Here is a 22,264-nt window from a genome sequence, read left to right on the forward strand (position 1 = left end):
TCTACAGTCCTGGTCTGTTCACGTTGAGCGCCGCATGCACGCGCGGCGTCTGAATGGGTGTCGGCCTAGAATTTCTCTTTGGCGGACAGGTAGCGCCATTGCCCGACCGGCACCTTGCCGATGGAAACTCCACCGATACGGATGCGGCGAATGGCGATCACCTTCAGGCCTACCGCCTCGCAGAGCTGGGCGATCACGCCCGGTTGCGGGTTCTTCATGGCGAAGCGCAGGCGGTTTTCGTTCTGCCAGCTGGCCTTGACCGGCGGCAGTTCCCGGCCCTTGTAAGTCAGGCCGTGGTTCAGGCGGTTGAGGCCGTGGGCGACCATCTCGCCTTCCACCTCGACCACGTACTCCTGCTCGATCTTGGCCGCATCGGCGGTCAGCTTGCGCAGGATCTTCCAGTCCTGGGTGAACACCAGCAGGCCGCTGGCATTGGCTTGCAGATCGGCGCTGGCGGTCAGGCGCAGGAAGTGGCCCTTGAGCGGCCGTTTGCCGAAGCGGTGTTCCTCGGACAGGCTGGCGGCGCTCAGCGACTGCATGGCGCTGTCGACGTCCTGGCCGGCCGGTACGTTCAGCAGCAGGGTCACCGGCTCCGGCGCGGTGGCCTTGGCCTGCGGGTCGAGCTCGACTTTCTGGGTGTCGACCTTGAACTGCGGCTCGTCGATGACCTCGCCATCCACGGTGACCCAGCCGCCCTCGATGAACAGCTCAGCCTCCCGGCGGGAGCAGCCGACGAGTTCGATGAGGCGTTTGGAGAGACGAATCGGGTCAGTCATGACAGGGGCCGTAGCAAAAGGGGGCAGGCATTGTACCTGCCCGGCGCCGGTTAATCGCGGGTCCATTTGCCCGCTGTGGCTTTTAGCCGCGCAGCGCTTGCTGCTGGGGCTGTTTCAAACGCATGTGCAGCAGCGGATAGGGCTGGCCCATGCCGTCGTGCTCGGAGCGACCGATGACCTCGAAGCCCTGCTTGAAGTAGAAGCCCAGGGCTTGCGGATTCTGCTCGTTGACGTCGAGTTCGTCGGCGTTCAGGTGTTCGATGGCGTACCTGAGCAGTTGCTTGCCCAGGCCCTGGCCGCGATGGGCGGGATCGATGAACAGCATCTCGATCTTGCCGGCGGCGACCCCGGCGAAGCCGGTGATGTGCTGGCGCTGGTCCCGGGTGCAGATCAGCATCACTGCATCCAGATAACGGTTCAGCACCAGGTTTCTCAGCAGTTCGATGTAGCTGTCCGGCAGGAAGTCGTGGGTGGCGCGCACCGAGGCCTCCCAGACCCGGGTCAGTTCCGGGTAGTCGCTGTGTTTCGGGGTATGGATGACCGAATGATGGCGCATGCCGCCTGCTCCTTTGTGGTGACGCATCCGTGGTCCTGAGCAAACGATAGACGTAAAAAAGCCCCGCATCTCGCGAAGAGAGCGGGGCTTTGCGGTTTTTTACGCCTTACAGGACTTCGGCCCAGAGGTCGTATTCGTCGGCGTCGGTGACCCGGCACCAGACCTTGTCGCCTGGTTTGAGGTCGCCGGCACCGTCGATGAACACGTTGCCGTCGATCTCCGGGGCGTCGAAGAAGCAGCGACCCACGGCCCCCTGTTCGTCGACTTCATCGATCAGCACTTCGATTTCCTTGCCGATGCGCTGTTGCAGGCGCGCCGAGCTGATTGCCTGCTGGTGCGCCATGAAGCGCTCCCAACGGTCCTGCTTGACCTCGTCCGGGACCACTTCCAGGTCCAGGTCGTTGGCCGGCGCGCCTTCCACCGGCGAGTACTGGAAGCAGCCGACGCGGTCGAGCTGGGCTTCGGTCAACCAGTCGAGCAGGTATTGGAAGTCTTCTTCGGTTTCGCCGGGGAAGCCGACGATGAAGGTCGAGCGGATGATCAGCTCGGGGCAGATCTGGCGCCAGTTCTTGATCCGGGCCAGGGTCTTGTCTTCGAAGGCCGGGCGTTTCATGGCCTTGAGCACTTTCGGGCTGGCGTGCTGGAACGGGATGTCCAGGTACGGCAGGATCTTGCCGGCGGCCATCAGTGGGATCAGCTCGTCCACGTGCGGGTACGGATAGACGTAGTGCAGGCGGACCCAGACGCCCAGGGTGCTGAGGGCTTCGCAGAGCTCGGTCATGCGGGTTTTCACCGGCGCGCCGTTCCAGAAGCCGGTGCGGTACTTGACGTCGACGCCATAGGCGCTGGTGTCCTGGGAGATCACCAGCAGCTCCTTGACCCCGGACTTGACCAGGCGCTGGGCTTCGTCCAGCACATCGCCGACCGGGCGGCTGACCAGCTTGCCGCGCATCGACGGGATGATGCAGAAGCTGCAGCTGTGGTTGCAGCCTTCGGAAATCTTCAGGTACGCGTAGTGGCGCGGCGTCAGCTTGATGCCTTGTGGCGGCACCAGGTCGATCAGCGGGTTGTGATCCTGTTTCGGCGGCACCACTTCGTGCACCGCGCTGACCACTTGCTCGTACTGCTGCGGGCCGGTCACGGCCAGCACGCTCGGATGCACGTCGCGGATATTGCCTTCTTCCACGCCCATGCAGCCGGTGACGATGACCTTGCCGTTTTCCTTGATGGCTTCGCCGATCACTTCCAGGGATTCGGCCTTGGCCGAGTCGATGAAACCGCAAGTGTTGACCACCACGACGTCGGCGTCCTGGTAGGTGGACACCACGTCATAACCTTCCATACGCAGTTGCGTGAGGATGCGCTCGGAGTCGACCAGCGCTTTCGGGCAACCCAGGGAAACGAAGCCGACCTTGGGGTTGGCTGGCGCGGTAGGGGTGGACATGTCTAACCTCGGTATAGGTGTCGGGCCGCTCGGCAATCTGGATAAAACCGCTGGCGACGGATGGGCGCTAGGGGCGCCTCTGATCAAAAAGTGCGCAATTCTAGCGATGGCCGGCGCACTTGACCAGCTTTATGCAGGGAAATACGACGAGTGCTGCGCTATGCTTCGCGCCGTTGCGCCCGGGTGAATTCTTACTAGTCAACAGAACGTCTGTAACTGTAAGTAAAAGGGCGCATGCTGCATGGGCATTCACGAGAGTCTTGCAAGCTTGGCGTTGTCTTGAATGTCATGCCTTTTATAAGAAGCCCCGATCTGGGTAGTAGGAGTGGTGGATGGGTCAGGCAAGTAGTCAGGCGGTAAGCGGCGAGCATTCCAGGGCCAGGCCCCTGGGGATGCTGGTGGCGGCGGTCGGGGTGGTTTATGGCGACATCGGGACCAGCCCGCTTTATACCTTGAAGGAGGTATTCGCGGGGCATTACGGGGTTCCGGTCAACCACGACGGTGTATTCGGCATTCTTGCATTGATCTTCTGGTCGCTGGTCTGGGTGGTCTCGATCAAATACGTGTTGTTCATCCTGCGGGCCGACAACCAGGGCGAGGGCGGCATCATGGCCTTGACCGCCCTGGCCCGGCGGGCGTCGACGCCCTATCCGAGGCTGCGGGTGGTTCTGGTCATCCTGGGCCTGATCGGCGCGGCCTTGTTCTACGGCGACAGCATGATCACCCCGGCGATCTCCGTACTGTCGGCGGTAGAGGGGCTGGAGATTGCCTTCGACGGGCTCGAGCACTGGGTCGTACCTATGGCGCTGATCGTGCTGGTGGCGCTGTTTCTGATCCAGAAACACGGTACCGATCGCATCGGCAAGCTGTTCGGGCCGGTGATGGTCCTGTGGTTCGTGACCCTGGGCGGGCTGGGGGTCTACGGCATCGCCCAGCATCCGGAAGTGCTGCAGGCACTGAACCCGGTCTGGGGCGTGCGGTTTTTCATCGTGCATCCGGGCATGGGCGTGGCCATTCTCGGCGCGGTAGTGCTGGCATTGACGGGTGCCGAAGCGCTGTACGCCGACATGGGCCACTTCGGGCGCAAGCCGATCGCTCGCGCCTGGTTCGCCCTGGTGCTGCCGGCGCTGGTGCTCAACTATTTCGGCCAGGGCGCCTTGCTCCTGGAGAACCCGGAAGCGGCACGTAATCCGTTCTATCTGCTGGCGCCGAGCTGGGCCCTGATCCCGCTGGTGGTCCTGGCGACCCTGGCTACCGTGATCGCCTCCCAGGCGGTGATCTCCGGCGCGTTCTCCCTGACCCGCCAGGCGATCCAGCTGGGTTATATCCCGCGCATGTACATCCAGCACACCTCCAGCGCGGAGCAGGGGCAGATCTACATCGGCGCGGTGAACTGGGCGCTGATGGTCGGGGTGATTCTCCTGGTGCTGGGCTTCGAGTCTTCCGGCGCACTGGCTTCGGCCTACGGCGTGGCGGTGACCGGGACCATGCTGATCACCAGCATCCTGGTGTCGGCGGTGATGCTGTTGCTGTGGAAATGGTCGCCGGTGCTGACGGTGCCGATCCTGCTGGGCTTCCTGCTGGTGGACGGGCTGTTCTTCGCCGCCAACGTGCCGAAAATCTTCCAGGGCGGCGCTTTCCCGGTATTGGCGGGGATTGTGCTGTTCGCCCTGATGACCACCTGGAAACGCGGCAAAGAACTGTTGATGGACCGCCTCGGCGAGGGCGCGTTGCCGCTGCCGATCTTTATCAACAGCATCCGTGTGCAGCCACCGCATCGGGTCCAGGGCACCGCGGTGTTCCTCACTGCGCGCTCCGACGCCGTGCCCCATGCGCTGTTGCACAACCTGCTGCATAACCAGGTGCTGCACGAGCAAGTGGTGCTGCTGACCGTGGTCTATGAGGATATCCCGCGGGTGCCGACGCAACGGCGCTTCGAGGTGGATTCCTATGGCGAAGGTTTCTTCCGGGTGATCCTGCACTTCGGTTTCACCGACGAGCCGGACGTGCCTGAAGCGCTGAAGCTGTGCCACCTGGACGAGCTGGACTTCAGCCCGATGCGCACCACCTACTTCCTCAGCCGCGAGACGGTCATCACCTCCAAGATCGTCGGCATGGCGCGCTGGCGCGAGACGCTGTTCGCCTTCATGCTCAAGAACGCCAACGGCAACCTGCGCTTCTTCAAGCTGCCGGTGAACCGCGTGATCGAGCTGGGGACCCAGATCGAGATGTAAGCTGGCGCGAGAGCAGAAGCCCCCGTCACCGCTGTGGTGACGGGGGCTTTTTTGTTGGAGGAGGGCGCTTTCCCCTGCAGGAGCGAGCTTGCTCGCGATGGCGCTCTACCTGACAGCCAGCGCTGATCGCGAGCTAGCTCCGCTCCCGCAGAGGGGGATTTCAAGGATGAAAAAGCCCCCGGTGCCGGTGGGCAGCGGGGGCCTTGTCTGGGGAACTCAGATCACTCTTCGACGACCTTGTCCTTGCCCTGGCGTTTCTCGATGACGTTGACCAGGCGCTGGGCCAGGGCCGGGTAGTTTTCGTCGAAGTGATGGCCGCCCGGCAGTTTCATGGCTTCGCCGACGGCGGTCTTGTCGGTGCAACCGCTTTCGTCGACTTCTTCCTCGCCGTAGATGCACACCACCTTGGCTGCTGGCAGCTTGGCCATTTCCGGGCCGGTGGCGGCTTCCTTGCCGGCGTTGCCCAGCCAGCCTTCGACTTCGATCTCGAAGCTGCCGGTGCGGGCGAAGGCCAGCAGGATAATGGCGTCGACCCGCTGCTGCTCGGCTTCCGGCAGGCGGTTGTAGATGGCTGGCAACACGTCGGCGCCGAACGAGTAGCCGGTCAGCACGAAGCGCTTGGTGCCCCATTTCTGCCGGTAGTGCTGCATCAGTTCGGTCAGGTCGGTGGCGCTCTGTTCCGGGGTCTTGTGCTGCCAGTAGTAGCGCAGGGTGTCGATGCCGACCACCGGGTAGCCGATCTTGGCCATCTCGCCGGCCACGTCACGGTCCAGGTCGCGCCAGCCGCCGTCACCGGAGAGGAACAGGGTCACGGTGTCCTTGGCCTGGCCGGCCGGCACTTCGACCACCGGGATATTCAGGCCGCCGTTGTCCGAACCTACCAGCAGCTTGCGCAGCTCGTTGTTCAGCACCTGAGGCAGGTGAATGTCGTAGTCGCTGATGCTGGTGCTGGCATTGGGGGTGTCACGCACGAAGCCGGCGCTTTCGTCATCCGGGTTGTCGTTCCAGGCCACCAGCCAGTGGCCGTGGGCCAGGGTCTTGGGCAACGGGTCGGTGCAGCCTGGGGCCGGGTTGATGGTAAAGCCCACCGACACGGCCTGGGCCTTGTCGTCGTTCTGGGTGGCGATCCAGCGCCAGGCCAGGGCGGCACCAGGGCCGATGCCGCTGACCAGGGTCGCCTGGCCCGCGAGTTGGCCAAGGGCGGTCTGCAGGGCTTGTTCCTGCAGCTTGCAGTCGTCCTTGGGCAGGATCACCTGGACGATCTGCGCCGCGCCGCCGCGGCTCAGGGCCAGGAGTTGGGTATCGGTCAGGGCTTCGTCGGCGAGGACGGCCACGGCGACCCGGGCCTTGGCCTGGGCGGCCGGGGTGACACGGGTCAGGGTCGAGCCATCGGTCTGGGCCAGGTGTTCCAGGGTCGGTTGTGGTGCCGGACGATTCCAGTACCAGTAGCCGCCTCCTGCTATCAGGGCAAGCACCACCAGAGTGGCTAATACATACCGCCAGGAGCGTTGAATCATCAGCGTTTCACCAATCCAGTCAGGCCGCCCGCAATCAGGGCGGCGGTATCGGCCAGTGCCACCAGCGGATCCAGTCCGGCGGGCACGGCCATGTAACGAGGTTCCCAGTCAGGCTGGAATTTGTCTTTGAAACGGCGCAACCCTTGGAAGTTGTACAACTGCTCACCCCGACGGAAAACCATCGATCCAAGGCGCTGGGTCAGTGGCGCGCCACGCCGGGGTTGCAGACCCGACAACGGCACCATGCCCAGACTGAAGCGGGCATACCCATGGTTTTTATAATGCTGGATCAGGCCGACCATCATGAATTCCATGGTCAGCTTGGGAGCCTCCGGGTGGGCGCGCATCAGGTCGAGGCTGGCCAGGTCATGGCTGTAGGTCTCGAGCAGGTTGGCGAAGGCCACCGGACGTCCTTCAAAACGGATGATCGCGATACGGAAATGCTTGAGGTAGTCCTCGCTGAAACGCCCGAGGGAGAAGCCTTTCTCGCGGACATTCTTACCGGTCAGCCAGGCATCGGAAATGACTTTCAGCTCGTCCATCGGCGCCTGCCCGGCCTCATGGATTTCCAGCGCCAGACCGTCGCGGGTACCGCGGTTCCAGGTGTAGCGCAGGTCCTTCATCTCCTTGCCCTTGGCTTCGAGGTCAAAGCGGTTCAGGTCGACCCGGGCTTCTTCGCCAAGCTTGATCGCGGTCAGGCCGATGTCCATGTAGTACGGCAGGTTTTCCGCGCGCACTTGGTAGAACACCGGACGCGCATGGTGGACGTCGCACAGGTCGCGGAACTGCCAGATCATCTCGGCCCGTTGCTGGGTCGGCCCGATCGGGTCGTACAGCGCCACCAGGCTGCGGCCGCGCCGGGCATACATGAGGAAGGCGTCGTCGTTGGGATGGAACAGCAGGGCCTTGTCGCCGGTCAGGGACAGGCCGCCGTCGGGCTGGGAAGAGGCCATGAGGATCTTCGCCGCGCGGTCCAGCTCCTCGCCATTGGGCAGGTGAATCACCGGGCGCGCGGTGCGCAGCAGCCAGGTCAGGGACACCACCACCAGCAGCACCGCGGCCCCCAGCAGCGAGCGCAGGCCCCGTGGGGCATCGGCGTCGAGGGTGAACTGCCACCACAGCTGATGGCTGTAGGGCACGTCCTGATAGGCGAACAGCAGCAGCCAGATCGATGCGCCCAGCACACAGACGCTGGCCACCAGGTACAGCGGCGAGAACGGCAGTTCGGTGAGGCGGCTCGGCCGGTAGAAGGAGCGCCGGAAGACCGCCAGCAGGCTGGCGGTCAGGGTCATCAGGCTGGCTTCTTCCCAGTCGAAACCCTTGAGTAGCGAGAGCACGGCACCGACCAGCAGCAGGATAGTGGTCAATATCCAGGCTGCGGACAGGCGCCGGCGCAGGCCCTGGGCCAGCAGCAGGCAAAGCACCCCGACCAGGCTGGCGCCGAAGTGCGAGGCATCCACCAGGCGGTGCGGGATCAGAAAACCGATGTGTTGCAGGCGGGTGTCGATTTCCGGGGTCACGCCGGAAAACAGCAGCACCACGCCGGACAGGAACACCAGCACCGCGAGGATCGGTGCGGCCAGGCCCGAGGCCACCCGCAGCGATTGACGGGTCTGGAACAGGCGCTGGGCCTCATTGATCAGCAGCAGGACGCAGGCCACCAGCATCGGCAGGATCACGTAGATCAGCCGGTACAGCAGCAGGGCGGCGGCCAGTGGCGCCGCGCCGAGCTTGTCGGCGAAGGCGGCCAGCAGAATCGCTTCGAACACCCCGACGCCGCCGGGTACATGGCTGAGCACGCCGGCCGCCAGGGCCAGCAGGTAGACCAGCAGGAAGGCGCCGAAGGGCGGTGCCTCGGGCAGCAGCAGATACAGCACGGTGGCTGCGGCGGCGACGTCGAGGGCGGTGATCAGCAGTTGCAGGAGCGTCAGGCGGCGTCCAGGCAGGCGCAGGGTACGGCGCCCGGCCTTGACCAACAGGTTGTCCGGCAATGGCTGTTCAGGCAGGCGGCGCCGGTAGATACCGATGACCAGGATCGCGCAGAGCAGCAGTACGGCGCCGGCAATGCTGGCCAGCAGGCCTTCGGAGAGGCGCAGGGCGGCGGAGGCGGCGGGCAGGTTGCTCAGGGTCGCCAGGGCCGCGAGCGGTGGCAGGGCGCAACCCAGGGACAGGCTGGCGAACAGCGTCATATGGGCGACGTCGCCGGCACCCACGCCATGCCGGGCATAGAGGCGGTAACGCACCGAACCACCGGAGAGCAGCGACAGACCGATGGCGTTGCCGATGGCAAAGGCGGTGAAGCCCCCGAGGGCCAGGGTGCGCGGCGGCAGGTTCACCCCGGCGTAGCGGCTGGCGGACCATTCGTAGCCGAGCAGGATGACGAAACCGACCACGGTCGCGGCCAGGGCGCCGAGCAGGGCCGGCTTGGGCACGTCGAGGATCGAATCATGCAGGGCATACAGATCCAGCTCGCTGAGCAGGTGACGACAGGCAATCAGGGCGATGCCGAACAGCAGCAGGGTCACGACCATGCCGATGGGCTGGCGGTATTTGCTCAGTAGCTCCAGCCAGCGCAAGCGGGTGGCAGCAACCGGTTGGTTCGCTGTAACGGTATCGGTGTCTTGTGAGTCAGACGAGTTGGCGCGCATCAATCACCTCGTGGATTGTGCGCGACAGGATGGGGGTATCCAGCCAAGTTACCAATCCCTGCAGAAAAAATAGTTTCAAATATTAACGCGTCTCACCATGGCCCTGCGAGCCCGGACGGCCAGCGTTTTCAAGCGGCTGCCTGGCAATGAGCATAGCGGGTTGGAAAGGGTGGGGGAGGTGACTGACGGTTCACAGGAGGTTGCCAGGTCATTGTTGCGAAAAGATTTTTTCGACAGATACAAAAAAGGCCACTCTTTCGAGTAGCCTTTTTTGTTGTTTGGTTGCGGGAGCCGGATTTGAACCGACGACCTTCGGGTTATGAGCCCGACGAGCTACCAGGCTGCTCCATCCCGCGTCTGTGTGGCGGCATTCTACAGACGAACGCCGGAGTGTCAACCGTTAATGGTCCATTGAGTCAAATAAGTATTGAATGACTCGCAAGGCGGGTTAAGTCCCGGTGCTGCAAAGGGTTTTGTTTTGCGCGACAACAAAACGAGCGCGCACAAAAAAGGCCACTCTTTCGAGTAGCCTTTTTTGATGTTTGGTTGCGGGAGCCGGATTTGAACCGACGACCTTCGGGTTATGAGCCCGACGAGCTACCAGACTGCTCCATCCCGCGTCTGTGTGGCGGCATTCTACAGAGGATCGCCGGCCTGTCAACCGATTGGCCGAAAAAAACTGTTCTCGTTCAATTGCTTAGCTTGAAAATACCGCCCCTGGATCGACCCTGAGGGCATGCTGCACAAGGCTTTCAGCTCTATTGAGGGGCTTTGACCGATTGAGAAAATAAATTCATCTTCCGATTTTTCTGGTGGTAGGCAGGAGAAATCAAACTACTGGTGCTATATACAGTTCTCGGTGAGATACTGTCGCCCTGTCTTGTGATCGACCTCTTGCTTCCATGAACTCTGCCTTTATATGACGCAGCGCAAAATCATCCACATCGACTGCGATTGCTTCTACGCCGCCATCGAAATGCGCGACGACCCGCAGTTGGCTGGCAGGCCGATGGCGGTGGGCGGCTCGGCGGAGCGACGCGGGGTGATCGCCACTTGCAACTATGAAGCCCGCGCTTTTGGCGTGCGTTCGGCCATGTCCTCGCGGCATGCGCTGACGCTGTGCCCCGACCTGCTGATCGTCAAGCCGCGCATGGAGGCCTACCGGGAAGCGTCGAAAGAGATCCATACGATCTTTCGCGACTACACCGACCTGATCGAGCCTTTATCCCTGGATGAGGCCTACCTGGACGTTTCCGACAGCCCCAACTTCGCCGGCAGCGCCACGCGCATCGCCCAGGACATTCGTCGCCGGGTCTCCAACCAGCTGCATATCACGGTGTCGGCCGGGGTGGCGCCGAACAAGTTCCTGGCCAAGATCGCCAGCGACTGGAAAAAGCCCAACGGCCTGTTCGTGATCACCCCGGACCAGGTCGAGGACTTCGTTTCGGCCTTGCCGGTCAACAAGCTGCATGGCGTGGGCAAGGTCACAGCTGACAAGCTGGGACGCCTGGGCATCGTCAGCTGCGAGGCATTGCGCGAATGGAGCAAGCTGGCGCTGGTGCGCGAGTTCGGCAGTTTTGGCGAGCGGTTGTGGAACCTCGCCCGGGGTATCGATGAGCGGCCGGTGCAGAACGACAGTCGCCGGCAGTCCATCAGCGTGGAAAACACCTACGACGTCGATTTGCCCGATCTGCAGAGCTGCCTGGATAAACTCCCGGAGCTGATGCAGACCCTGGCCGGCCGGATCGAGCGAATCGACAGCAGCTATCGTCCGGGCAAGCCCTTCGTCAAAGTGAAGTTTCACGATTTCACCCAGACCACGCTCGAACAGGCGGGGGCAGGGCGGGACCTGGAGAGTTACCGGCAGCTTTTGACCCAGGCGTTCAAGCGCGGGGACAGGCCGGTGCGGCTATTGGGGATTGGTGTGCGTTTGCAGGATCTGCGTGGCGGGCATGAGCAGTTGGAGCTGTTCAGCCGTTCCTGAAACAGCATCGCGAGCCAGCCCACCCCCGCAGTGCGGAAACAGGCTGGCTCGCGATGGTTATCTGATCAATGGGCGCCGGGGTCGGCGACCAGGCGGCCGGCGTTCTTGGTCAGCGACTTGAGAAATTCGCTTTGCAGTTCCGGATCGTTGCGGGTCAGCTCGATCAGGCTCTGCTCCAGTTCGCTGGCTTCTTCTTCCAGGCCCAGTTCGGAGAGACGCTTGACCCGGTGCACCCACTGGCTCACTTCGTCATCTTCGAGGTCGTCGTAGATCAGGTTGTGCGCTTCCAGCAGCTTGCCGCGCAGGGTGTTGCTGATGGCCAGCGACGAGTCGGAATGCACGTCGTCCTGGGCATCCGCGACGCTGATCTGCAGCTTGCCGATGTGGTTCAGGTCCTGTTCGGAAAACGGGCTGTCCAACAGGTTCAGGCGCAGTACGCCGTTGCGGTCGGTGCTCAGCTCGTGGGTTTCCTTGCCGGCCTTGACCTGCACCGGGCGTTCGCTCCAGGGCAGGCTCGAATACTCCACGCGCTTGTCGCGCTGGACTTCATCGATCCCCGCCAGGTTCTGCTGCGCCCGACCGTGGGACTGCACGTTCATGAACGGGTTGAGCCCGGCCACGCCGTAGCTGATCCAGTCCTTGGTGACGCTGTCCGGCAGGTTGCCCAGGGCAAACACATTGACCACGTTGGCGCCGACACCCGCGACCACGGCTACCGCGCCCAGTGGGATCTCGTAGAGCTCCCGCCAGGGTTGATAGGGCGTGTAGCGATCGTAGCGACGCGTGACTTCGAACTCGGTGACCTCGAAGGTCTTCTGCTCGTGGATGCGTACCCGGCGTTGCGGCAGCTCAAGCACCTTAGGCTCACCGACATCGATCTGCAGGCTGTGATCGAGCAATTTGCGCTCGACACGTTCCTCGTGCTCGCTGCGTTGCGACATCTGGTTGGCACAGCCGCTGAGCAACAGGGCGCCGCACAAGGCGGCGCCACCGAGGCTTAAGGTGTTTCGCTTGAACATGACTTCTCTATCTGGTTTCAGCGACGGATACGGGCTTGGAGGAAGGACAGCACGTCAGCCACCGGCAGCGCTTGCGCCTCGGCTTCGGTACGGCTCTTGTATTCCAGGTTGCCTTCGGCGAGGCCGCGGTCGCTGACCACGATCCGGTGTGGAATGCCGATCAGCTCCATGTCCGCGAACTTGATGCCCGGGCTGGTCTTCTTGTCGCGGTCGTCCAGCAGCACTTCGAAGCCGGCGGCGGTGAGTTGCGCGTACAGCTTGTCGGTGGCTTCGCGAACCTGCTCGGTTTCATAACGCAGCGGTACCAGGGCGATCTGGAACGGGGCCAGGGTGTCGCTCCAGATGATGCCGTTCTCGTCGTTGTTCTGCTCGATGGCCGCGGCCACCACGCGGGACACGCCGATGCCGTAGCAGCCCATTTCCAGGGTGACCGGCTTGCCGTTCTCGCCCAGCACTTCGCACTTCATCGCCTTGCTGTACTTGTTGCCCAGCTGGAAGATGTGCCCGACTTCGATGCCGCGCTTGATTTCCAGGGTGCCCTTGCCGTCCGGGCTTGGGTCGCCGCTGACGACATTGCGCAGGTCGGCCACGGTCGGGACCGGCATGTCACGTTCCCAGTTGAAGCCGAAATAGTGCTTGTCGTCGACGTTCGCGCCGATACCGAAGTCGCTCATCAGGGCCACCGAGCGGTCGACGATGATTGGCAGCGGCAGGTTCAGCGGGCCCAGGGAGCCGGCGCCGGCGCCGATGGCGTCACGCAGTTCGGTTTCCGAAGCCATCACCAGCGGGCTGGCGACGCCAGGCTGGTTGGCAGCCTTGATTTCGTTCAGCTCGTGGTCGCCACGGATGATCAGGGCGATCAGCTTGCCGGCTTCCTCGGCGTGCACCACCAGGGTCTTGACGGTCTTTTCGATCGGCAGGTTGTAGCCTTCCACCAGCTGCGCGATGGTTTTCGCGTCAGGGGTGTCGACCAGGCGCAGTTCTTCGCTCGGCGCCGGGCGCGAGGTTTCCCGTGGCACGGCTTCGGCTTTCTCGATGTTCGCCGCGTAGTCGGAGCCGTTGCTGAAAACGATGTCGTCTTCGCCGGACTCGGCCAGTACGTGGAATTCGTGGGAGCCGGCGCCGCCGATGGAGCCGTTGTCGGCTTCGACCGGACGGAACTTCAGGCCCAGGCGGGTGAACACGTTGCAGTAGGCCTGGTGCATGCGGTCATAGGTGACCTGCAGCGATGCCTGGTCGGCGTGGAAGGAATAGGCGTCCTTCATGATGAACTCGCGACCGCGCATCAGGCCGAAGCGTGGGCGGATTTCATCGCGGAATTTGGTCTGGATCTGGTACAGGTTGATCGGCAGCTGCTTGTAGCTGCTCAGCTCGTTGCGGGCCAGATCGGTGATCACTTCTTCGTGGGTCGGACCGGCGCAGAAGTCGCGACCGTGGCGATCCTTGAAGCGCAGCAGTTCAGGGCCGTACTCCTCCCAGCGCCCGGATTCCTGCCACAGTTCAGCCGGCTGCGTGCTCGGCATCAACACTTCAAGCGAGCCGGCGGCGTTCATTTCTTCACGAACGATGGCTTCGACCTTGCGCATCACCCGCAGGCCCATCGGGAGCCAGGTGTACAGGCCCGAGGCCAGTTTGCGGATCATGCCGGCGCGCAGCATCAGCTGATGGCTGATCACGACCGCATCGGAAGGCGTTTCTTTCTGTGTGGCGAGCAAAAATTGACTGGTGCGCATGGTAGGCCGTTGTCGGTTGCTGAAGACTAGAAATGACGAAGCATTGTACGGGCGAGAACCGTTGGCGTACAGGATTGCGGCCGGGGGAGGTCGGGGCGCCGGGTGAATGCCGGTATGCCCCGGGGTTTCCTAGGGTTCTTCGCTGACAGCTGTAGCGGGTGGCGTGGCCGGCGGTGTGGCTTCGGGCGCTTGCGGCGGTTCGGCGCGACGGTTTTCCTGGAACCAGTGCAGGGCGATCAGGACCAGGGTCGGCACGCCGAGCAGGGCGGTGATCAGGAAGAAGTCGTGATAGCCGAACTTCTCCACCATGACCCCCGAATAACCGCCGATCAGGCGCGGCAACAGCAGCATGATCGAGCTGAGCAGGGCGTACTGGGTCGCCGAGAACTTCAGGTTGGTCAGGCTCGACAGGTAGGCGACGAAGGCCGAGGTGGCCAGGCCCGAGCTGAAGTTGTCCAGGGAAATGGTCACCACCAGCATCTGCAGGTTGGGGCCCATGTCGGCCAGCATCAGGAACAGCAGGTTGGTCGCGGCCGAGGCGGCGCCGCCGATGAACAGGATCGGCAGGATGCCGAAGCGCACGATCAGCAGGCCGCCCATGCCGGCGCCGACCAGGGTCATGATCAGGCCGAAAATCTTGCTGACGCTGGCGATCTGGTCCTTGGTGAAGCCCTGGTCGATGTAGAACACGTTGGCCATCACGCCCATCACCGTGTCCGACATCCGATAGGTGGCGATCAGGCCCAGCAGCAGCAGGGCTTGCCAGCGGTAGCGCAGGATGAAGTCGTTGACCGGCGTCAGCACCGGGGCCAGGCCGCGGCGGCCCATGGCCGACAGGCACAGCGCGGTCAGGATGGTGTAGAGAATGGCGCGCAGGAACGCTCGGTCTTCCAGCAGCAGGTCCAGCAGGCTGGCGCCTTCGAACAGCACGCTGGCGAAGTCGGTGTTGTACAGCTGGGTGAACATCGCCGGCACCGACACCAGCAGCACGATCAGCACGAACACCGACACCAGCTGGTGCATGAAACTGTAGCGCCCGGCCGACAGCTGGGTGCGCAGCGGCACCGGCGGTTCGCGCATGAACAGGGTGGTCAGCAGGGCCGGGATCATCAGCACGCCGAACAGCACGTAGGTGCCGGTCCAGGCCGCGTGTTTATAGCTGAAACCGGTGGAGCCGAAACCTTCGGCGAAGAACAGGGCGCCAGCGGTGGCCAGCAGGGCGGCGACGCGGTAGCCGGACATATAGGCGGCGGCCAGGGCGGCCTGGCGGCTGTCTTCGGCGATTTCCAGGCGGTAGGCGTCCACCGCGATGTCCTGCGTGGCAGAGGCGAAGGCGACGATAACCGCAATGGCGATCAGCCAGGACAGGTGCTTTTGCGGATCGCAGAACCCCATGCCGATCAGCCCGAGCAGCACCAGCGATTGCGACAGGACCAGCCAGGAGCGGCGGCGTCCGAGTTTGCCCAGCAAGGGCAGGCGCCATTGGTCGAGCAAGGGCGACCAGACCCATTTGAAGGCGTAGGCCAGACCAATCAGGCTGGCGTAGCCAATGGTTTCGCGAGCCACACCGGCTTCGCGCAACCAGACTGAAAGTGTCGAAAACACCAGCATGTAAGGCAGGCCGGCGGCGAAACCAAGCAGCAACAGCACGAGCGTCGAGGGGCTGGCATAGGCGGCGAGCGCGGCGCGCCAGGTTTTACGGGGCATGGGCTGGAGTCTGCCTCAAGAATTACGGAAACAAAGCGCGCACTCTAACCGCTGTGCTCTACCGGACGCCAGCCATGGCGCCGAATATCCACACGATTGTTCAGGATCGAGACACCTTCCATACGCAGTCGCGCGCGCTGTTCGTCGCCCGAAGCGCTGCCCACGGGCAGGCTGATGCGCCCGCCCGCGCCCAGTACGCGGTGCCAGGGCAGGGTGGTGTCGGCGGGCAACTGGCTGAGGGTGCGTCCCACCCAGCGCGCGGCGCGACCCAGGCCCGCCATTTCCGCCAGTTGCCCATAGCTGACTACCTTGCCTTCCGGGACCTGGGCCAGGGTCAGGTAGAGCGCCGTGCGTCGGATTTCGGCAGGGCTTTGGTCGACGTCGAGCGGTTCGATCACGTTCGGGTTTCCTGATGCAGGCCTGTAAACCGTCTGTAGGACAAAGGGTTTATTAATAATTGAGAATTGAACTCACTATAGATAGTCGAGTCAGTCCCTACCTGAGGTTTTATTCATGTGGATAATGCCGGTTTTTTTCGCGAACTCGAGCCTTGTATCTGTTTATGTTGTCCAGAACCCTGCTGTGCCTTGCCGTTTTCAGTACCGCCACGCCTTTGCTCGCCGATACCGTCTGGTTGAAGAACGGTGACCGTCTGAGTGGCAAGATCAAGGTGTTCGACGGTGGCAAGTTATTGATCCAGACCGAGTATGCCGGGGCCATCCCGATCGACTGGAAGCAGGTCAAGACGCTGGAGAGCGATCAGGAACTGCTGGTCAAGCAGGATGCCTACACCGGCGAGAAGGCCAAGTCCCTGCACGCGGCGGAAGACGGCAAGGTCACCCTGGCCAATGGCGAGGCGCCGAAGACTGTCGAGCTGGCGAGCATCCAGCAGATCATGAAGCCCAAGCCGGTGGTCGAGGACCTGGTATGGAAGGGCAATGTCGACATGGCGCTGGATTATCAGCGGGCGGAAAAGGACACCGACGACTACGACATCGACTTCAAGACCTCGGCGCGCCACGGCAAATGGCGGCACACGGCGGAAGGCGAGTACAACCGCGAATTCCAGAACGATGTGGTCACCACCGACAACTGGCGCGGCGAATACGCACTGGACCGCTTCCTCACCGATAAATGGTTCTGGCAGGGGCGGTTGAATTACAAGCGTGACAAGGTCGAGGCGCTGGCGCGCCAGCGCGTGGTGGGTACCGGTCCGGGTTACCAGTTCTGGGATAACGAATTGGGTGCGTTCTCCCTGGGTTCGCTGCTCAACCGCACCGACTACGAGTACAAGGATGGCGGCAAAGACAACTTCTATTCCCTGGCCATGAAGTGGGACTACAACCGTTACCTGATTGGCAAGCGGGTCGAGTTGTTTACCAATGGCGAGGTGGGGCGGCCGCTGTCCAATATTGCCGATTACGCCCTGGATGCCGAGATCGGCCTGCGCTACAAGGTCACGGAATGGGCGTCGCTCAACCTCAAGGCCGAACGGGACATCATCAGTGGCACCAAGGACAGCGATCTCAACAAGACCCGCTACACCGCGGGGTTTGGCGTCGCCTGGTAAGCTCGCAGGCCTGGAAATGAAAAAGTCCCGCGGTTTGCACCCGCGGGACTTTTTTGTTTGGCAGCGCAAGAGTGCTGTCTCAATAGCGCTGCGTTATGTCAGCCTCAACTGCATGCACCTTGACGGGGGCCCGTCTGGTACTGGCATTCGCTCTGCAGGCTGCCGTCCTCGTTCCAGAGGCGCATCCAGCCATGCTCTTTGCCATCCAGGTAATCGGTAGATGATTCCATCTGACCGCTGTCGTACCAGGTGACGGCGGGGCCTTCGAGTTTCGCGTCCTTGTAGACCTTGTGCTCCTTGAGCTGGCCGTTGTCGTACCAGGCCTTGAAGTCGCCCTGCTCGCGGTGCTGTTCATCCCATTGCCACTGAAGCGTCTGCACGCCCTGTTCGTTCCAGAGGGCATAACTGCGCTGGGTGCCGTGTTCGTCGTTGAATTGCTTCTGTTTTACCTTGCCGTTGGGGTGGTACTGGATTTGCCAGCCCACGGGCTGGTTGTCCACGTAATCGACGGTGCTTTCCAGTGTGCCGTCAGGGTAATAGGACGGGCTGGGGCCGACTTTCTTGCCGGCAACGAACTGTCCGCTGTCTTTGAGCTTGCCATCCGGGTAATAGCTGGTGATCGGTCCGTCCGGCAGATTCGCCCGGTAGGTGATGCGCCCGACCCGCTTGCCGTTCTCGTCGTATTCCAGGTATTCGCCGTCGACGCGTTTGCCCTGGCGCCAGTTGTAGGATTCGGCGACTTTTCCATTGTCGTGGTAGGTGCTCTGCCAGCCCTCGAGGAGGCCATCCCGATAGTTCGAGCGTTTAACCACGACACCGCTCTCGGAGTAGGTCAGCGCCTCTCCCTGGCGTTTGCCATTGAGGTCATAGCCAGCGCTGTGGCGGACCTGGCCGTCCGGATAGTAGGTTTTCGAGGCATGAACGGCCTTGCCCGAAACGAAGTCCTCGGCGCTGACGAAATAGTCCCGGCGCAGGGTGCCTGATTCGACGTAGAAGATTCTCGCGTTCCAGGCTTTTTGCCGCTTGTCGTAGCTCATCGGCATCGTCAGGAAGTACGAGGCCTGGCCTTGGCCCGTCGGCGCATAGCGCTCGTCGAGGTAGAGCTTGCCGTCGACCTGGGATGCGGTCAGCTCGCCGCATTCCTGGGCGGTGCAGGGCCGGACCTTTTCGAAAAAGGCTCGTTTTCCGTCGCAGTCCGAGAGGGTCAGCAGGAGTGGGGTCTGGTCATCGATCAGTTGCTGGATTTCTTCCAGGACCTGGCCGAACGACTCCGCGGGGATGCCTGAGGATTCGGGGGTGAGGTAAACCTCGTTGCTGCCGCAACGATGGGCGCTGGAAAGCTCCAGCAGTACCGCGCGTCGCAACTCGGGTTGTTGCTGCGAGTCCTTGGCAATGTAGCTGGCGCCGCTGTCCATGCCGACGATGATCGTTGGATGGTCGGGGCGAGGTGTGGCGTTGAGTGCGAGAGGGAGGGCGAGTGTGAGCACCGCTGCGCTCAACAACTTCCGGTGTCTGAACGGCATCCTGCAGTTTCCATATGATTGTCCGAGGGGGCGGATCATATAGCCTGGGTGCCATTAAGCAAAAACATCCGGGCACAAAAAAGCCCCGCTTTGAGGGCGGGGCTTTCTACTGTTTCAGTACAAGTTAGATAACTTGAACTTCTTCAGCTTGCATGCCTTTCTGACCGCGGGTAGCGATGAAAGAAACCTGTTGGCCTTCTTTCAGGCTTTTGAAGCCGTCGGATTGGATAGCTTTGAAGTGTACGAACAGGTCGTCACCGGATTGTGGAGTGATGAAGCCGAAGCCTTTTTCATCGTTGAACCACTTAACGGTACCGGTTTGGCGATTAGACATGGTGTATCTCCTTGGACAAAGTTAACTGCGACTCAGGAAAAGCCCTGGCCGAGACTGAGTGCAAAGAGCAGGAAAAATTCTTGGAGATGGTTGGATCGAAATTCAACATCGTGTAGAGATTCTCAGTGACACAAGCAGCACAGTGGCGCCACCTTAACCCTTTTTCCGGAACCTGCCAATGTTCTTTGCCAAGGATTCGCGCTTTTAGTGACTGGCGGTGCCGTACATACCTTCCAGCCCGCAAGTATTGCGGCTTTCAGCGAGAAAAGCGGCCCAGACTTTGAACCCGCAGGCGCACCCCGGTAAGATGCCGGACAGAATTTTTCCACCTCGCTATTTCAGGACACCCGCCATGAGCATCAAATCGGACAAGTGGATTCGCCGCATGGCGCAAGAGCACGGCATGATCGAGCCTTTCGTGGAGCGCCAGATGCGCGGCGAAGGCGCGGAGCGGCTGATTTCCTTCGGTGTGTCGAGCTACGGCTACGATGTGCGTTGCGCCGATGAGTTCAAGGTGTTCACCAATATCAATTCGGCCACCGTCGATCCGAAAAACTTCGACGCCGGCAGCTTCGTCGATATCAAGAGCGACGTGTGCATCATTCCGCCGAACTCCTTCGCCCTGGCCCGCACCGTCGAGTACTTCCGCATTCCGCGCAACGTGCTGACCATCTGCCTGGGTAAAAGCACCTACGCCCGTTGCGGCATCATCGTCAACGTCACCCCCCTCGAGCCTGAGTGGGAAGGTCACGTGACCCTGGAATTCTCCAACACCACCACCTTGCCGGCGAAGATCTACGCCAACGAAGGCGTGGCGCAGATGCTGTTCCTGGAGTCCGACGAAGAGTGCGAAGTGTCCTACAAGGACCGTGGCGGCAAATACCAGGGCCAGCGTGGCGTGACCCTGCCGCGTACCTGAGTTCGTCGTCTGACGAATAGCGGGAATTCCTCAGCGGGCAGATACTCTAATCAGGGGACTGCCCCGGTTTGCGCACAGCGGACCGTGCTTAGCTCAGGAGTGCCTCATGAAGATCGATCCGCTTATAAGCGCCACACTTGCCAGACTTGAGCCCAATCAGGTCGGCGTCCTGGCCTGGTCATTGCTGGCACACCCCAGCGCGGCAGGCGGCATTCCCGGTCAACCCGACCCGGACACCCCGCAACCCGCCGAGCCGACCGAACCTGGCGAACCGACCTTGCCGGACGAACCGCCTCCCGCTCCTGTCGCCTGATTGACGCCAATTCATAAAAAAGGCCAGCCCGCCGGACTCCACCGGCGGGCTGGCCTTTGTCCATAGCGGCGCCTGGCTTACTTCAGGTTACCGCTGAGGAACTGCTGCAAGCGCTCGCTCTTCGGGTTGCCCAGCACCTCTTCCGGCGCGCCTTCCTCTTCCACCAGGCCCTTGTGCAGGAACAGCACCTGGCTCGACACCTTGCGGGCGAAGCTCATTTCATGGGTGACCATGATCATGGTCCGGCCTTCCTCGGCCAGGCCCTGGATCACCTTGAGCACTTCGCCCACCAGCTCCGGGTCGAGGGCCGAGGTGGGTTCGTCGAACAGCATCACTTCCGGCTCCATCGCCAGGGCTCGGGCAATTGCCACCCGCTGTTGCTGGCCACCGGAGAGAAAGGCCGGGTACTGGCCGGCCACGCGGGCGGGCAGGCCGACCTTGTCCAGGTAGCGCCGGGCGCGGTCTTCGGCGTCCCTCTTGCTGATCCCCAGCACCCGGCGCGGCGCCATGGTGATGTTCTCCAGCACCGTCATGTGGCTCCACAGGTTGAAATGCTGGAACACCATGGCCAGACGGGTGCGAATCCGTTGCAGCTCGTCGGCGTCGGCCACGTGCATGCCATGGCGGTCCTTGACCATGCGGATCGGCTGGCCGTCCAGGCTCATGGCGCCGTCGTCCGGGGTTTCCAGGAAGTTGATGCAGCGCAGAAAGGTACTTTTGCCCGAGCCGCTGGCGCCGATCAGGCTGATGACGTCGCCGGTCTTCGCCTTGAGCGAAACGCCTTTGAGCACTTCATTGTCGCCGTAGCATTTATGCAGGCCTTCAATGGTCAGTTTGTACATGGGGCATGCATCCTCAAGGCGAAAGTAGGTAGCCGCTGTGATAGGCTTCGCGGCCGGCGACATGGGCGATCACCATGCCGGCCGTGGCCATGCGGCGCAGCGAGCGGGCGTAGAGCAGGCCGGCGCAGCTGCAATGAATGGGGGTGACGCGATCGTTGATCGGGTCGATGACTTCGGCCACCTGTTGCCCGGCTTCCAGGTACTCCCCGGGCAGGGCGGTGAACACCAGCAGGCCGCCCACAGGCGTGGCCACAGGTTCCACGCCGGCCAGCGGGGTGGCCGGGTAGGGCAACTCGGGCATGGGCGGAGCCTCGCCGGCGATAGCGCCGAAATGGCTCAGATAATCCAGTATGGCCTGGCAATCCCGGCTGGCCAGGTCGTGGTTGACGTCGCCCTGGCCGCGCAGCTCGACGGTGACCGAGAAGCTGCCGTGGGGAATGGCGAAGCGCTCGCCGAAACGCTGCTGCAATTGCCACCAGAGCAGGGTGAAGCACTCGTCGAACGACTGGCCGCCGGAATCGGTGGCCAGCAGGCAAGCTTGCGAGCCGATATAGCGGGCCAGCGGTTCGACCTGCGGCCAGGCCTCGGGCGTGGTGTACAGATGGGCCACGGCTTCGAAATCGCAATGCAGGTCCAGCACCATGTCCGCGTCGCAGGCCAGGCGCTGCAGGGCCAGGCGCTGGGACTGCAACTGGGTGCCGGCGGTCTGCCGCGCCAGGGCGTTGCGCAGGCTGGCGCGGATGATTTCACGGTTATGCCGCGGATCGTCGCCCAGTTGGCCTTCGATGTCGTTGCCGACCTCTTCGCCGAGGTCGAGGAACCAGCGATTGAAGTTCTGCCCGCTTTCCAGCTCGTAGCGGCCCAGCGGCACGTCCATCAGCACCTGTTCCAGGCCGGCCGGGTTGGCCACTGGCACCAGGACGATTTCGTTGCGCAGGCGGCCCTGGGCCTCCAGTTCCGCCAGGCGTGCCTTGAGGTGCCAGGCCACGAGCATGCCCGGCAGTTCATCGGCGTGCAGCGACGACTGGATGTAGACCTTGCCTTCGGCCCGCTCGGGGCCGAAGTGAAAGCTGTGGATCTGGCGCGAGGTCCCCGGTAGCGGGGCGAGCAGATCATGAGTCTGTTGGCGCATGGATGATGATTTG

Annotated in this window: 18 protein-coding genes and 2 tRNA genes; 5 read left to right on the top strand and 15 right to left on the bottom strand. The window is 62.5% G+C overall.

From position 1 onward, the window contains the following. Window positions 1–65: 65 nt before the first annotated feature. The 3 genes from AC3RCP_RS07430 to rimO form a co-directional block, all read right to left on the bottom strand. Window positions 66–776, bottom strand: a complete 711-nt coding sequence (locus AC3RCP_RS07430; RefSeq protein WP_007923926.1) for an rRNA pseudouridine synthase — start codon at window positions 774–776, stop codon at window positions 66–68. A gap of 82 nt (window positions 777–858) precedes the next feature. Further along, window positions 859–1,332: a GNAT family N-acetyltransferase gene (locus AC3RCP_RS07435; RefSeq protein WP_085529982.1), complete on the bottom strand. Its 474-nt coding sequence runs from the start codon at window positions 1,330–1,332 to the stop codon at window positions 859–861. Window positions 1,333–1,438: 106 nt separating this feature from the next. Continuing rightward, complete coding sequence (gene rimO, locus AC3RCP_RS07440) at window positions 1,439–2,776, bottom strand: 30S ribosomal protein S12 methylthiotransferase RimO (RefSeq protein ID WP_007923924.1); 1,338 nt, start codon at window positions 2,774–2,776, stop codon at window positions 1,439–1,441. A 392-nt stretch (window positions 2,777–3,168) separates the two neighbouring features. Here rimO and AC3RCP_RS07445 point away from each other — a divergent pair, with 392 nt between their 5' ends. Beyond that, the gene (locus tag AC3RCP_RS07445; protein WP_492569763.1) at window positions 3,169–5,010 is read left to right on the top strand and encodes a potassium transporter Kup; all 1,842 of its coding nucleotides are present in this window, start codon (window positions 3,169–3,171) and stop codon (window positions 5,008–5,010) included. Between the two features lie 221 nt (window positions 5,011–5,231). Here the strand turns inward: AC3RCP_RS07445 and AC3RCP_RS07450 are convergent, their stop codons facing one another. From AC3RCP_RS07450 to AC3RCP_RS07465, 4 genes are all read right to left on the bottom strand, one after another. Then, window positions 5,232–6,527 carry a virulence factor family protein gene (locus AC3RCP_RS07450; protein WP_492569440.1) on the bottom strand — a complete coding sequence of 432 codons (1,296 nt, stop codon included), beginning with the start codon at window positions 6,525–6,527 and terminating at the stop codon, window positions 5,232–5,234. After that, on the bottom strand, window positions 6,527–9,175 hold the full coding sequence (gene mprF / locus AC3RCP_RS07455) for a bifunctional lysylphosphatidylglycerol flippase/synthetase MprF (RefSeq protein ID WP_277587996.1): 2,649 nt from the start codon (window positions 9,173–9,175) through the stop codon (window positions 6,527–6,529). Before mprF ends, AC3RCP_RS07450 begins: the two co-directional genes overlap by 1 nt. 279 nt (window positions 9,176–9,454) lie before the next feature. Continuing rightward, a tRNA-Met gene (locus AC3RCP_RS07460) sits at window positions 9,455–9,531 on the bottom strand. Window positions 9,532–9,718: 187 nt separating this feature from the next. After that, window positions 9,719–9,795: transfer RNA gene (locus tag AC3RCP_RS07465), tRNA-Met, on the bottom strand. Window positions 9,796–10,094: 299 nt separating this feature from the next. On the opposite strand from AC3RCP_RS07465, the gene dinB reads away from it, so the two are divergent. After that, complete coding sequence (dinB, locus tag AC3RCP_RS07470; RefSeq protein ID WP_009042451.1) at window positions 10,095–11,159, top strand: DNA polymerase IV; 1,065 nt, start codon at window positions 10,095–10,097, stop codon at window positions 11,157–11,159. 65 nt (window positions 11,160–11,224) lie between these two features. Here dinB and AC3RCP_RS07475 read toward each other — a convergent pair whose 3' ends face one another. The 4 genes from AC3RCP_RS07475 to AC3RCP_RS07490 all read right to left on the bottom strand — a co-directional run bounded on the left by AC3RCP_RS07475 (window position 11,225) and on the right by AC3RCP_RS07490 (window position 16,016). After that, window positions 11,225–12,178, bottom strand: a complete 954-nt coding sequence (locus AC3RCP_RS07475) for a hypothetical protein (RefSeq protein ID WP_007923917.1) — start codon at window positions 12,176–12,178, stop codon at window positions 11,225–11,227. A 17-nt stretch (window positions 12,179–12,195) separates the two neighbouring features. Beyond that, entirely contained in the window at window positions 12,196–13,911 is a 1,716-nt protein-coding gene (locus AC3RCP_RS07480; RefSeq protein ID WP_007923915.1) for a proline--tRNA ligase, read from the bottom strand. A gap of 129 nt (window positions 13,912–14,040) precedes the next feature. Further along, on the bottom strand, window positions 14,041–15,618 hold the full coding sequence (locus AC3RCP_RS07485; protein WP_492569443.1) for an AmpG family muropeptide MFS transporter: 1,578 nt from the start codon (window positions 15,616–15,618) through the stop codon (window positions 14,041–14,043). A 44-nt stretch (window positions 15,619–15,662) separates the two neighbouring features. After that, complete coding sequence (locus tag AC3RCP_RS07490) at window positions 15,663–16,016, bottom strand: MGMT family protein (protein ID WP_492569445.1); 354 nt, start codon at window positions 16,014–16,016, stop codon at window positions 15,663–15,665. Between the two features lie 164 nt (window positions 16,017–16,180). Here AC3RCP_RS07490 and AC3RCP_RS07495 point away from each other — a divergent pair, with 164 nt between their 5' ends. Continuing rightward, window positions 16,181–17,188: a DUF481 domain-containing protein gene (locus AC3RCP_RS07495; RefSeq protein WP_492569447.1), complete on the top strand. Its 1,008-nt coding sequence runs from the start codon at window positions 16,181–16,183 to the stop codon at window positions 17,186–17,188. 104 nt (window positions 17,189–17,292) lie between these two features. Here the strand turns inward: AC3RCP_RS07495 and AC3RCP_RS07500 are convergent, their stop codons facing one another. Together AC3RCP_RS07500 and AC3RCP_RS07505 are read right to left on the bottom strand one after the other, a co-directional pair. Next, window positions 17,293–18,675, bottom strand: coding sequence for a toxin-antitoxin system YwqK family antitoxin (locus tag AC3RCP_RS07500; protein WP_492569449.1), 1,383 nt, complete (start codon window positions 18,673–18,675; stop codon window positions 17,293–17,295). A gap of 160 nt (window positions 18,676–18,835) precedes the next feature. After that, window positions 18,836–19,045 (bottom strand): cold-shock protein, encoded by a 210-nt coding sequence (locus AC3RCP_RS07505; RefSeq protein WP_002554837.1) that lies wholly within the window; start codon window positions 19,043–19,045, stop codon window positions 18,836–18,838. Window positions 19,046–19,397: 352 nt separating this feature from the next. Here AC3RCP_RS07505 and dcd point away from each other — a divergent pair, with 352 nt between their 5' ends. Both dcd and AC3RCP_RS07515 read left to right on the top strand, forming a co-directional pair. After that, window positions 19,398–19,964, top strand: coding sequence for a dCTP deaminase (gene dcd / locus AC3RCP_RS07510; protein WP_007923906.1), 567 nt, complete (start codon window positions 19,398–19,400; stop codon window positions 19,962–19,964). Window positions 19,965–20,070: 106 nt separating this feature from the next. After that, window positions 20,071–20,277 (top strand): hypothetical protein, encoded by a 207-nt coding sequence (locus AC3RCP_RS07515; RefSeq protein ID WP_007923905.1) that lies wholly within the window; start codon window positions 20,071–20,073, stop codon window positions 20,275–20,277. A 77-nt stretch (window positions 20,278–20,354) separates the two neighbouring features. Here the strand turns inward: AC3RCP_RS07515 and AC3RCP_RS07520 are convergent, their stop codons facing one another. Both AC3RCP_RS07520 and AC3RCP_RS07525 read right to left on the bottom strand, forming a co-directional pair. Continuing rightward, on the bottom strand, window positions 20,355–21,119 hold the full coding sequence (locus AC3RCP_RS07520; RefSeq protein ID WP_101337010.1) for an ABC transporter ATP-binding protein: 765 nt from the start codon (window positions 21,117–21,119) through the stop codon (window positions 20,355–20,357). 13 nt (window positions 21,120–21,132) lie between these two features. Next, window positions 21,133–22,251: a succinylglutamate desuccinylase/aspartoacylase family protein gene (locus tag AC3RCP_RS07525; RefSeq protein WP_492569451.1), complete on the bottom strand. Its 1,119-nt coding sequence runs from the start codon at window positions 22,249–22,251 to the stop codon at window positions 21,133–21,135. Window positions 22,252–22,264: the final 13 nt, after the last annotated feature.

It is taken from the genome of Pseudomonas sp. GW822-FHT05A08 (assembly GCF_058800485.1).